Raw genomic sequence first — 12,309 nt, forward strand, 5'->3', positions numbered from 1 at the left:
GTGGTATTGCATACCATTTATTTGGTGTGAGTATGAACACATGTTAATAACCCAAACCCTGCCATCAGGGTAATAATGGCGGTACCGCCATAGCTGATAAAGGGCAAAGGTACGCCAACCACAGGCAAAATACCGCTGACCATGCCCATGTTTACAAAAATATATACAAAAAACGACATGGTTAATGCCCCAGCGAGCAGGCGACAATAAGTATCAGGATTGACAATGGCAATATAAAAAGAGCGAAACAACAAACATAGGTAGAAGAACATTAATAGTATCACGCCTACCAATCCAAATTCTTCGCTAAATGCTGCAATGATGAAGTCGGTATGTCCCTCAGGTAAAAAGTGCAAGTGAGACTGTGTGCCTTCAAGGTAGCCCTTACCTGTCAGCCCACCTGAACCAATGGCGGTTTTTGATTGAATGATGTTCCAGCCTGCCCCCAATGCGTCAGCTTCAGGGTCTAAGAGGGTCATGACACGAGTTCTTTGATAGTCATGCATCAAAAAATTCCACATTATCCACACAAAAGGGATAAACAATGCCACCGCACTGCCAATCATCCACCAAGGCAGACCTGACAAAAATAGCACAAATATACCGCTGGCTGCCACTAATATTGATGTTCCCAGATCGGGTTCTTTGGCGATAAGCAGAACTGGTACAAGGATAATGCCAAGCGTGCTTAGTACAGTAGGGATATTGGGTGGCAACTCTTTGCGTGACAAATACCACGCACACATCATGGGCATGCCAAGCTTCATAAATTCGGAGGGTTGCACGCTACCAAAACCAGGAATGCGTATCCATCGCTGGGCTCCCATGCGTACCTCGCCGATAAGTTCCACCAACACAAGTAAAATTAAGCCCATTACATAAAAAATAGGGCTAAGTGTACGATAGATGGTGGGTGGTATCTGAGCCATGATAATCATAACTACAAACGCAATCGTATAGCTTACCATTTGCCGATTTACCATCGCTGTGTCTTGCGTGGACGCACTGTATAACACAGTTAGACCGATAAAGCAGATGCTAAATAAAATCAGCGTAAGCCATGGGTCTATGTGGAGGCGTTGCCATACATTTGGTTCTAAATCTCGCCCCACAAAATGATGACTTTGACGAGAAAATCGGTACTGTTGTTCTTTCATGATTAAGTGGTATTTTTTAGAGCATTCATCAAAAATTGCTGATTTACAAATGATTTTATGCTAAATTAATAGAGTTTAGAGTAGGGTGTAAGATTGAATGATCGGACGGCATAGCCTAAACTTGCTATTTTAATTCATCTTGGCATTTTTTAATAGTAAAATTTTGTATTAATGGCAAAATTTGGTTGATGGAGCAATAAAATGATGACAGCTATCGTGTTAATCATGCTGATTGTGATTTGTGGATTTTTTGTGACGGTGTACAATTCGCTCATTCGCCTAAAAAATCAAGTGGCAAACGGGCTGGCTCAGATTGATGTGCAGTTAAAACGCCGTCATGACTTAATCCCTAATTTGGTTGAGGTTGCCAAACGTTATATGGCACATGAGGAGAGGGTGCTTACTGCTGTAACTGAGGCAAGAAATCTTGCTCAAAGCATGCAAAAACACGGCAGTATTGCCAATGGAGATGAGCTTGCCAAACTTGCCCATGCTGAAAGTGGGCTATCTCAGGCGTTAGCATCGTTTTATGCGGTGGTAGAGAATTATCCAGAGCTAAAAGCAGACACCGCCCTAAAAGAACTTTCCGATGAAATCAAAAACACCGAAAATCGCATTGGTTTTGCCCGTCAATTTTATAATGACAGTGTGATGTTTTATAATAACCAACGTGAAAGTTTCCCCAATAACATTGTGGCAAATATGTTTAATTTTACCTTCGTTGGTCAGTTGGAGTTTGAGGATAAATCTGGTATTGACAATGCTCCAAAAGTTACATTGGGATAGATTTTATTTGGGCGATTGGTAGGCATGTTCTGATTTTTTGTGCAAAAACATGAATAAAAACTTTTTTGAATTACAGCGTTATTATAAAAGAAATAGCCAGATATTGTATGTGTTATTTGTCATGGCGATGATGTTGCATGTGCTTTTGGCTTTGGTTGTTTTTATGATAATATGGTGGCTGTTATTTAAAAATTTAGATGAGTTTGCTTGGTTTTGGGTTATTGTACTGGTGCCAAGTTATTTTTTAATAAGTGTGTTGTATCATTATAATAAGCTCATTCATCATCATGATTTATTGTTAAAAGACATCAATGCAAAACGTCTTTTTTTAAATATTTCTGATGTCAATATTAATGAGGTGTCTTATGAGTCCGATGAGGATAATCATCATACAATTTATGTCAACGACGTTAAAGATTTTTTGCCAAAATATCAAAGGTATTATGAGTTTGCTGAGCAGTTAGCCATCGCTTGCTGTATACCTTTGCCTAAGTTGTATGTCATGGACGATGAGGGAATAAATGCATTTGTGGCAGGATTTCATGATAAAGATATGATGCTTGTATTGAGTGAGGGGGCATTAAAACTAGATAACGAGAGTCTATACGGATTGATAGGTCATGAGTATGGTCATATCATACATGGCGATGCTAGGCTTAATATGAAAATGTATGTTTTAATGTCTGGTTTGTCATGGCTATATGATGTGGCGGACGGCTTAGAATGGCTGTCTCAGTGGCGACAAAAAGCCAAAGTAAATCGTGTTCATTATTATGATAATAAAGGCAATCAACAAGAATATGTGATTGTCGATGGTATTGGTCGTTTGTCCATAGAATTTATTTCTTTGCTAGTGCGTTTGGTTGGATTTTTGGGCATGGCAAGTAGTGAATACATTAAAAATCACTTTAATCAGCAAAGGGAATTTCTGGCGGATGCAACTTCAATCCAGCTAACTCGTAGTAATGGCGTATTAAAATTATTAAGTACTATTAAGCAAGCACCATATCTTGCTCGCACAAATAGACAATACACCACGCATTTAAGTTATTTTTTCTTTTTAAGTCCTGTAAGTAATCATCAAAAGACAAAATGGCATAAGCAAGCAGGCAATGCAGGAAGTACCCACCCTCATAATGATGAACGCATTCTGGCTTTAAAAGAGGGGCTGTATGATGATTTTGCAAAAATAGCAGTGCAAAATTTAGACGGTCAACTCCTCAAAAGAGTGCATGATGATGTGATGATGAGACATTATCATGATGATCATATTGTACATTATACAAAAACAGAGGGTGAAAATTATATCAGCTCTACAAGTCATCAAGCCTTAAAGAACATTCCGGTTTACCATCAAGATGTTGAAATATCTCAAGATATTGTGATTAATGGAAGATTTATCAGAGATGCTAGTTGGGATAAAGTAATAGATGATATGATTTTCCCAGCCAATGCTAAAGCAGATTATGAGCTAAAAGGGGTAAAATATGTTAGCATTGAGCATATTAAAAACATGCATTTACCACTCATAGTTGCAAAATTTTTAAGAAATGACAATGCAAATAGAAGTCAATCAAAATTATTTGAGCTGTTTTACGCCATTATGCTGTGTCATGATAGTAAGTCTATAAATTTAAAAGATGACATTTATTTATCAAATTTACTAAAAATTGATGGCGATATCTATAAATTATCCATTGATATTGATTTATTAAAAGCTGTTTCTAAGATGGATAGACGTATCGATAATGCCTTGCTTGCCGTAATTTATCAACGCATTGCCAGAGATTTAAATCATGACACAAAAAAATTATTATTAGATAAAGATGGTGCTGTACTGATGGATTTATTGAGTCATCACGATGCCGTTATGAATGATAAATCTGATATATTGTGGTCAGGGGTACATTTTTATCGATTGTCATCATTGTGCCGTGATAATTTTGAGATAAAACATTATGATATGATGAGTTGGATTTATAAAAACTATAACATTGGCATCAATGATTCTATTGCAATAACTCTCATTATTTATGCAATTATGTTTCATGATTTAAAAGACAAAACCACTTCAACTGTTCAACGTTTGATACGTTTGCTTGGTTTTGATATTGATGATAAAGATATCAATCTATTGATTGATAATATTTCTTTATTTGGTGTGGCTGATATTGTTTTATTTCTTTTAAATTATCATGAAAAAAATATTTTATTGAGCAAAAGACGTCTTGAAACATTTTATACGGCTCTATTGAGTGATGGCGTGCTTCATGAACGTGAATATGAGATATTATTTACGCTTCATAATAAATGGTGTTATGGATTAGATCTGAAAATTGATTAAAATAAACAATAGAGGCAATATGAAAAAATTCACATATCCATCTTTAAAAAGTATTCAAAATAGACAAATTCTCAATCTGATGGGGGTGTCTTTATGGATAAATAAACACGCTAAAAATAATACAATAAATATATCGTCTGATAAAAATAATGTTGGTAATGATAGAATTCGTCATTTATTACATAACAACAAACAAAATAGCATACATTCCGATGTTGATGTCAATCATAAAAATAAGATGAAAGATTTGGATGTCAAAGATAGCTCTCATGAGACAATCATTGACATAAGTCGTTTGGTAGCTAAAAAAGACAATCATGGGAATGACAAAATTTTACCCAGTATTCAACCTAAGGTTTTGACGCATACACCCAAGGTAAGTTTTTATTTGCAGGGCTTGCGTTATAATAATTGGGTGTTGGTGGTGAATATCCTAACAATGAATGATGACGAGAGGGCATTATGGCAATCTTTAAAGAATGCACTTATGCGGGAGTTGCACAAAAAATCAGAATCTTTAACAGAAAACATTATTTATCGTGAGATTCATTATCCATTGGTTGATGATGAATTTTATGCGAGTATGGGATTAAATCCTGCTCAATATACATTTGATGGTTTTGTTATTGGTCTTAGTGCATTAAATGGTTATATTGCTAAAATGGTGTTTTTGAATGACATGCCAAATGAAATCGCCGTACCACCATCACAAAAGTTGCCCACCATTAATGACATGATAATAAATCCTCATTTAAAAAAGGATTTTTGGCAAAAAGTGGTGGGTTAGTGTAAAAAATTGCCATTATTTATTAAAAAATCTGTTACAATAGTGTCGTTTTATCATTCACTCACTCAAATAAGGAAAAGCCATGAATCGCCTTGCTAATTTTTGTGCTGGCCCTGCCAGTATGCCTACTGAAGTCTTACTAAAAGCCCAAGCCGAGTTGCTTGACTGGCGTGGCAAAGGCGTATCTGTGATGGAAATTAGCCATCGCAGTGCGGATTATATTGAGATTGCCACCAAAGCCGAGCAAGATTTACGCAAACTCATGGGGATTTCGGAGGATTATGCGGTGCTGTTTTTGCAAGGCGGTGCGTCTTTGCAATTCTCCGCCATTCCCTTTAACCTGCTAAATGGCGGAACGGCGGATTATCTCGGCACAGGCACATGGTCAGAAAAAGCCTACAAAGAAGCCAAACGTTATGAGGCGTTAGGGCTTGGTAAAATCAACCTTGTGGCACAAGGCGATGGCAAAGATGTCCCAAATGCTGACACTTGGCAGTTATCTGACAATGCGTCTTATTTTCATTATTGTCCCAATGAAACCATTCACGGTTTGCAGATTTTTGACACACCCAAAGTCAATGCCCCTATCGTGGCGGACATGTCGTCTTGCATTTTGTCCGAGCCTGTCAATGTGAGTGAGTTTGGGCTCATTTATGCAGGGGCTCAAAAGAACATCGGGCCTGCGGGTTTGACGCTGGTTATCGTGCGTAAGGACTTGATGGAGCAAGCAAGTGCGTGGTGTCCGAACATTTTAAACTACAAAAACCAAGCCGATAACGACAGTATGCTAAACACGCCATCGACCTTTGCGTGGTATCTGTCAGGGCTAGTGTTTGAGTGGTTACTTGAAAACGGTGGCGTAGAAGCGATTGCCAAAACTAACCGTGCCAAAGCCGAGCTACTGTACCAAACCATCGATGAATCTAGCTTTTATCATAATGCCGTCAACCCAAAACACCGCTCTATCATGAATGTACCGTTTACGCTGGCAGATAGCGAGCTTGATAAAGTCTTTTTGGAAAAATCCAAAGAAGCAGGGCTTTTAAATCTTAAAGGTCATCGCATTGTGGGTGGCATGAGAGCGAGCATTTATAACGCTGTTACGCTTGAGCAAGTTCAGGCACTCGTTGATTTTATGAAAGATTTTGAAAAATCACACGCTTGATGGCTTGATGGTTGATAAATGGATTGGTTGGTTTTATGAATTAGCCAATCCATTATTTATGAATTGGGTAAATAAATATGTCTGATGTGAAAATTATTCCTATAAAAATTTTAGATGATAATTATGTGTGGCTTATCATTAAAAATAATCAAGCCATTGCCATTGATGTGGGCGATGAAAAACCTGTATTGGATTATTTAAAAAGTCATGAATTGGAATTGGTGGCTATTATTATCACACATCATCATCATGATCATATTGGCGGTGTGGCAAATCTTAAATCACATTACCCTAATGCCGAAATTTATGCTCATCAAAATCATCTTGATGACATTAATGTCGTGTCTAGTGTGAATTGTGATGAAGGTGATTTATTTGAATTATTGGGTATTGATTTTAAAGTGTGGCGGACGGCAGGGCATACCGATACACATTTGAGTTATCTTTGTGATATTGATGGACGAACCCATGTTTTTTGTGGCGATACACTATTTAGTGGCGGTTGTGGGCGAGTATTTACAGGGACGATTGAACAATTATTTAATAGCATGGAGAGATTTAATGCTTTACCAGAAAATGCGTTATTTTATCCCACGCACGAATATACATTGAGCAATTTAAAATTTGGTTTATTATTATGTGCTGATGAATATCAACCAATCATCAGCGATTATAAAAATCAAATTGAAAACCAGCTAAAAAATAATATCCCATCATTGCCTACCGATTTAAAAACGGAGCGGCTGATTAATGTGTTTTTACAAACTGATGATGAGCAAATGATAAATAATATTCAAAAATTTTATGCACTGCAGAATGAGGATGAATTGTCTGTATTTTCGGCATTGCGTGAATTGAAAAATCAGGGATTATAGCCGTATAAACAATTACTACTTTACACTTTTGGCGGTTTGTTAAAAGTTGTTGAAGTCAGTTGCTATTTATCACTTGCGTGCAGATAAGAGATTTTAGCCAATCTCTTATCTGTTTTTTGTTTTATTTTGGTGGCTAGATACTCTCGCCACGCCACAAATCATCTAAGGTTTCACGAACCCTAATCAGACGATATAAGCCGTTATCGCACATCACTTCGGCGGGTCTAGGTCTGCTATTGTAGTTGCTCGCCATGACAAAACCATATGCTCCTGCACCTGTAAGGGCTAATACATCGCCTAAGGCTGGGGCAAGCTGGCGGTCTTTACCCAAAAAATCTGACGATTCGCACACCGAGCCGACCACGTCCCATGATTGTGGTTCGGCGGTGTTGGGGCTGATGTCGCTTGGAATGATTGCCATGTTTGATTCGTAGAGGGCAGGTCGCAACATCTCAGACATAGAAGCATCTACGATGGCAAAGTTTTTGTGTTCGGTGGGTTTTAGCACATCGACACGTGTGAGTAGCACGCCTGCGTTGGCACTGATGTTGCGACCAGGTTCTAGGTGTAGTCCTAGATTATATTTTTCTTGCAAATGTAGTAATTTTGGCAACAAGGCTTTGGCAAATTCGTCAACACTGGCAGGATTTTCGTCCAAATAACGTACGCCCAGTCCGCCACCCAAATCAATGTGGGATAGCAAAATACCTTGTTCGTGCAGGCTATCAATGAGTTCAGTAAGTTTGTCAAGTGCGTCCACAAAGGGCTTAATATCGGTCAGCTGTGAGCCGATATGACAATCAATGCCAATAACATTAAGATGAGGCAGGGTGTGGGCGAGCTGATACGCTACCAATGCTTCATCATGACTGATGCCAAATTTATTGTCTTTCATGCCTGTTGAGATGTAGGGGTGGGTATTGGCATCGACATCAGGGTTAATACGTAGAGCGATGGGAGCTACCACACCAAGCTCGCCTGCCACTTGATTGATAAGTTCAATCTCGCTGATGGCTTCTACATTAAAACAGCCGATTTGTGCTTGTAGTGCAGTTTTGATGTCGCTTGCGGTTTTGCCTACGCCTGAATACACCACTTTGCTGGCATCGCCACCTGCCTTTAAGACTCGTGCAAGCTCGCCTACTGAGACAATGTCAAATCCAGCACCTGCTTTTGCTAACGTAGATAGCACGGCTAGGTTGGAGTTGGATTTGACAGCAAAGCAAATGTGTACGTCATTTAGGGGGGAAAATCCATCGACATAGGCTTGATAATTGGCAATGAGGGCGTTCTTGCTGTACACGTACAATGGTGTGCCATACTGTTTGGTTAGCGTCTGGGTGCTAACGCCATCGATGTGTAAGATATTGTTTTGATAGTCGATAAATGGCAGGGCATTTGTTAGGGTTACAGGGTTGACGGCAAGACCGTTATCGGTTTGGCTACAAGCAGGAGTAAAATTTGTCATGATATTAGATAATGATGGGTTGGAGGGGCTTATTTTAATCAAAATCCCTTGTTTTTGGCAATGATTTTTTTGGGCAAATGGATAAAATTTTTGTAAATTGCTAAAAATGTCAATTGGGCGTTATTTTTGCGTATTTGGTAATTGGGTTTTTGTGTTAAAATATTTGGACAAAACTCTAAAACTGATATCATGACATCGCTTTATTTGAAAAACACTTCCTTTAAAGACAAACTCATCGCATGGCTAGAATTGACACGTTTTGATAAACCTGTGGGGACAGAGTTACTCTTGTATCCAACCTTGTGGGCTCTGCTTCTTGCAAGTTATGGTGTGGACGGTGCACTGCCCAGTCTTAGGCTCTGGGCGGTGTTTACGCTTGGGGCGGTGTTCATGCGAGCAGCAGGCTGTGCCATTAATGATTTTGCTGACCGCAAGGTAGATGGGCTGGTAAAACGCACCAAAAGCCGACCGCTGGCAGATGGCAGATTATCAAGCAAAACAGCAGTTATTACCTTTGTGGGGTTGTCGTTGTTGTCGGCTTGTTTGTTGTTTTTTTTGCCAATTTCGGTGTTTTATTGGTCTTTGATTGCGGTGGTTTTGGCATTCATCTACCCATTTATGAAGCGTTATACGCACCTGCCACAAGTGGTTTTGGCGATGGCGTTTGGGTGGTCTGTGCCGATGGCATATGTGGCGGTATTGTCTGAGGCAGGCGTGTCAAGCAGTCCTGATGTGTGGGGCTGGCTTGTTTTTGTGGCATATATGTGCTGGACGGTGGCTTATGATACCGAGTATGCCATGTGCGACCGTGATGATGATGTGAATATCGGTGTCAAGTCTACTGCTATTTTATTTGGCAAATATGACGTGTTTATCATCATGGTGTTGCAGGCGTGTTTTGTGGGGTTGATGGCTGTTATTTATGGTCATTATTTTCATGATGAAGCAAGGTATCTTGCGTGGTTGGGGTTATTGCCAGTAGTCATGATGGTTTTTTGGCAATATCGCCTTATTAGGCACAAAGAGAGACTGGATTGTTTTAAGGCATTTCGCCAAAATGCATGGATAGGGCGTTGGTTGTTTTTGTGGACGCTAGGTTGTGTTGTGATGAGTGGATATTTTTAAAAACCAGAACCCCAAATCATGACCAGCTCATCTTTTGGGGTTTTTATTTTGGGTTTGGGTTGTACAAGTTGTGTGGTTGTAAAATTTGTTAGTGTAGAATTTATACAATAAAAAAACCCTAAGTCAGGGGAGACTTAGGGGGATAAACTGGAATAACCAGTTAAAAATGGCGCAGCGGACGGGACTCGAACCCGCGACCCCCGGCGTGACAGGCCGGTATTCTAACCAACTGAACTACCGCTGCTAAGGTCGCTATCTTTTTTAAACCATAAAAAAAGATTAAAATGGTGGGCGGTAACGGATTCGAACCGCTGACCCTCTGCTTGTAAGGCAGACGCTCTACCAACTGAGCTAACCGCCCGAACTTACAATGTTTATTTAAATGTATCGTTCGTTGTGGTGCGTATTATATAGATTTTTTACGCAGTGTCAAACACTTTTTTTCATAAAATTTATAAAAAATTCACAACTTGTTGAAAATAATGAATATTTTTATTTTATTTAGGCTGACAATGCCTTATCAATGTCTGCTTGTAAATCCAGCGGTTTGGTGGTGGGGGCGTAGCGGTCTAGCACCGTGCCGTCTTTGCCTACCAAAAATTTGGTAAAATTCCACTTAATGCCGTCTGTAAAAATGCCCCCTTTGGACGCTTTTAAAAAGGTGAAAATGGGGTGAGCGTTGTCGCCATTGACATCGACTTTACTCATCATCAAAAAGTCCACGCCATAATTCATTTGGCAAAAATTGGCAATGCCGTTGTCATCGTCTGGGTCTTGTCCACCAAACTGATTGCAAGGAAAACCGATGATGACTAAACCTTTGTCATGATATTTTGCGTGTAATTCTTGCAATCCTGCAAATTGTGGGGTAAATCCACAGCGACTGGCGGTGTTGACGATGAGCAGGACTTTGTCTTTAAAATCTGCAAAATCCACCGTATTGCCACGAATGTCGGTGGCACAAAAATCATAAATACTGGTCATGGGTATTCCTTATTTTTGTAAATCAATGGCGATAGAATTGATACAATACCTAAGCCCTGTGTCGGTGATGCCGTCATCAAACACATGACCCAAATGCCCGCCACAGTTGGTGCAAGTTACTTCAATGCGTCTCATGCCATGTGATAAATCCAGCGTTTCGGTCAGGGCGGTGTCGCTAATCTTGCGGTCAAAACTTGGCCAGCCACAGCCTGAGTGAAATTTGCTACTACTGTCAAACAGTTTGGCATGACAGCCCTTGCAATGATACACGCCTGCCTCAAATACGTCCGTATAAATGCCCGTAAAAGGACGCTCTGTCCCTTTTTGGCGTAGGACGTAGTATTCATCAGGGCTTAGGCGGTTTTGCCAATCATGCTCGCTCATGTGGGCGATGTCGCTGGCGGTAAGAGTATTGCTCATGATTTAACCTGTGCTTATCAAATGATGGTGTTGCCGATATAGATGATGGATAAACATCAAAATACAAGAGATAAAGATGGTGTATATTTAAAATTATTAATATTATTTACAGATTAGATACAATATAGAAATATGATAAGTTTTTATGTAAAAATAACATGACAAGGATTTGCAATATTGAGTTTTTTAAAATATTACGATTTGTTTTTTTTTTGGAAAATGTGTTTCTTGGTATAATAAACTCTCAGTATTTTGTTTATGGGGTTTTTATGAAAAAATTTACATCTAAGAGTTCGATACTCGGTTTGGTGTTGTGCGGATTGGTTGCTTGCTCTAACTCAAATGAGGTCGATAAGCCAAATACCACTCATGAAAAACCTGACGCCACAACAAGCCATCAAGTTGTAGAAGCTTACACTGAGCGTTATGTGGTGGGTGTTGACACCAGTTATCCGCCGTTTACTTTTCGTGATAGTGTTGGTACACCAGCAGGGTTTGAGATTGAAATTTTGCAAGCCATCGCCAAAGACCAAAAATTTGGTCTTGATTTGGTGTCTGCTGAGAGAAATAGCCTGTACCCCAGCTTGGAAGAAGGTCATTATCAAATCTTAGCGGCATCATTAAAATCAAGTCCTGAACGTTTGCAAAAATCTGAATTTACTGATGGATTTGCTCAAAGCCATCATGCGATTTTAAGTCGCAAAGATAAAGTGGCAAAATCAGGAAAAGAGCTTGCAGGTTTGGGAGTAACGGCGGTGCAAGAGGCAACCAATAGCCAAAAGCGGTTGGAGGAATTGGGTGCAGAAATGTCGCTTCACCCTTCGGTGTTTGCAGCATTTAAGGCATTTATGGCAGGCGAGGCAGACCATGTTACAGGCGATTCTGTGGCGTTGGGGTATCATCTAAAAGAGCATGCAGGTAGCCAAATTACTGATTATGTGATGAGTCCTTTTGATGATGCAGGCAATAAAGAAATTGCTTTTGCGGTACAAAAGGGCAATAGTGAGCTGTTAGGTAAAATGAATGCAGGTTTGGCGAACATTAAGGCAAATGGCACATACGACCAAATTTATAACAAATATTTTAGCGACCAAAACGCCAGCGTTAATCAAAAATAACCTACCAATCACACCACTTGATGAGATAGACTTAAAAAAAGAACCGCAAGTCTTTGTGGTTCTTTTTCTTTTGTTTAAAA

Annotated in this window: 11 protein-coding genes and 2 tRNA genes; 7 read left to right on the forward strand and 6 right to left on the reverse strand. The window is 39.4% G+C overall.

Going from position 1 to position 12,309, the window contains the following annotated elements; genetic code table 11:
- Window positions 1–17 precede the first annotated feature (17 nt).
- Window positions 18–1,157 carry a rod shape-determining protein RodA gene (gene rodA / locus Q4B79_RS00465; RefSeq protein ID WP_303084455.1) on the reverse strand — a complete coding sequence of 380 codons (1,140 nt, stop codon included), beginning with the start codon at window positions 1,155–1,157 and terminating at the stop codon, window positions 18–20.
- Window positions 1,158–1,358: 201 nt separating this feature from the next.
- Here rodA and Q4B79_RS00470 point away from each other — a divergent pair, with 201 nt between their 5' ends.
- From Q4B79_RS00470 to gloB, 5 genes are all read left to right on the forward strand, one after another.
- Complete coding sequence (locus Q4B79_RS00470) at window positions 1,359–1,943, forward strand: LemA family protein (protein WP_303084456.1); 585 nt, start codon at window positions 1,359–1,361, stop codon at window positions 1,941–1,943.
- A gap of 49 nt (window positions 1,944–1,992) precedes the next feature.
- Window positions 1,993–4,287 (forward strand): M48 family metalloprotease, encoded by a 2,295-nt coding sequence (locus Q4B79_RS00475; RefSeq protein ID WP_303084457.1) that lies wholly within the window; start codon window positions 1,993–1,995, stop codon window positions 4,285–4,287.
- Window positions 4,280–5,074: a hypothetical protein gene (locus tag Q4B79_RS00480; protein WP_303084458.1), complete on the forward strand. Its 795-nt coding sequence runs from the start codon at window positions 4,280–4,282 to the stop codon at window positions 5,072–5,074. Before Q4B79_RS00475 ends, Q4B79_RS00480 begins: the two co-directional genes overlap by 8 nt.
- Window positions 5,075–5,156: 82 nt before the next feature.
- Entirely contained in the window at window positions 5,157–6,239 is a 1,083-nt protein-coding gene (gene serC, locus Q4B79_RS00485) for a 3-phosphoserine/phosphohydroxythreonine transaminase (protein ID WP_303084459.1), read from the forward strand.
- Between the two features lie 77 nt (window positions 6,240–6,316).
- A complete protein-coding gene (gene gloB / locus Q4B79_RS00490; protein ID WP_303084460.1) occupies window positions 6,317–7,114 on the forward strand; it encodes a hydroxyacylglutathione hydrolase in 798 nt (265 codons plus the stop codon).
- A gap of 133 nt (window positions 7,115–7,247) precedes the next feature.
- Here gloB and lysA read toward each other — a convergent pair whose 3' ends face one another.
- Window positions 7,248–8,582 (reverse strand): diaminopimelate decarboxylase, encoded by a 1,335-nt coding sequence (gene lysA / locus Q4B79_RS00495; protein WP_303084461.1) that lies wholly within the window; start codon window positions 8,580–8,582, stop codon window positions 7,248–7,250.
- Window positions 8,583–8,771: 189 nt separating this feature from the next.
- Between lysA and ubiA the strand changes: the two genes are divergently transcribed.
- Window positions 8,772–9,707 carry a 4-hydroxybenzoate octaprenyltransferase gene (ubiA, locus tag Q4B79_RS00500; RefSeq protein WP_303084462.1) on the forward strand — a complete coding sequence of 312 codons (936 nt, stop codon included), beginning with the start codon at window positions 8,772–8,774 and terminating at the stop codon, window positions 9,705–9,707.
- A 167-nt stretch (window positions 9,708–9,874) separates the two neighbouring features.
- On the opposite strand, the gene Q4B79_RS00505 is transcribed toward ubiA, so the two are convergent.
- From Q4B79_RS00505 to msrB, 4 genes are all read right to left on the reverse strand, one after another.
- Window positions 9,875–9,951, reverse strand: a tRNA-Asp gene (locus tag Q4B79_RS00505).
- A gap of 41 nt (window positions 9,952–9,992) precedes the next feature.
- Window positions 9,993–10,068, reverse strand: a tRNA-Val gene (locus Q4B79_RS00510).
- Window positions 10,069–10,208: 140 nt separating this feature from the next.
- The gene (locus Q4B79_RS00515; RefSeq protein ID WP_303084463.1) at window positions 10,209–10,691 is read right to left on the reverse strand and encodes a glutathione peroxidase; all 483 of its coding nucleotides are present in this window, start codon (window positions 10,689–10,691) and stop codon (window positions 10,209–10,211) included.
- 9 nt (window positions 10,692–10,700) lie between these two features.
- Window positions 10,701–11,111 carry a peptide-methionine (R)-S-oxide reductase MsrB gene (gene msrB, locus Q4B79_RS00520; RefSeq protein ID WP_303084464.1) on the reverse strand — a complete coding sequence of 137 codons (411 nt, stop codon included), beginning with the start codon at window positions 11,109–11,111 and terminating at the stop codon, window positions 10,701–10,703.
- Between the two features lie 269 nt (window positions 11,112–11,380).
- Here msrB and Q4B79_RS00525 point away from each other — a divergent pair, with 269 nt between their 5' ends.
- Complete coding sequence (locus tag Q4B79_RS00525; RefSeq protein WP_303084465.1) at window positions 11,381–12,229, forward strand: ABC transporter substrate-binding protein; 849 nt, start codon at window positions 11,381–11,383, stop codon at window positions 12,227–12,229.
- The last annotated feature ends 80 nt before the right edge of the window (window positions 12,230–12,309 follow it).

It is taken from the genome of Moraxella sp. (assembly GCF_030525845.1).
Taxonomy (GTDB): Bacteria; Pseudomonadota; Gammaproteobacteria; order Pseudomonadales; family Moraxellaceae; genus Moraxella.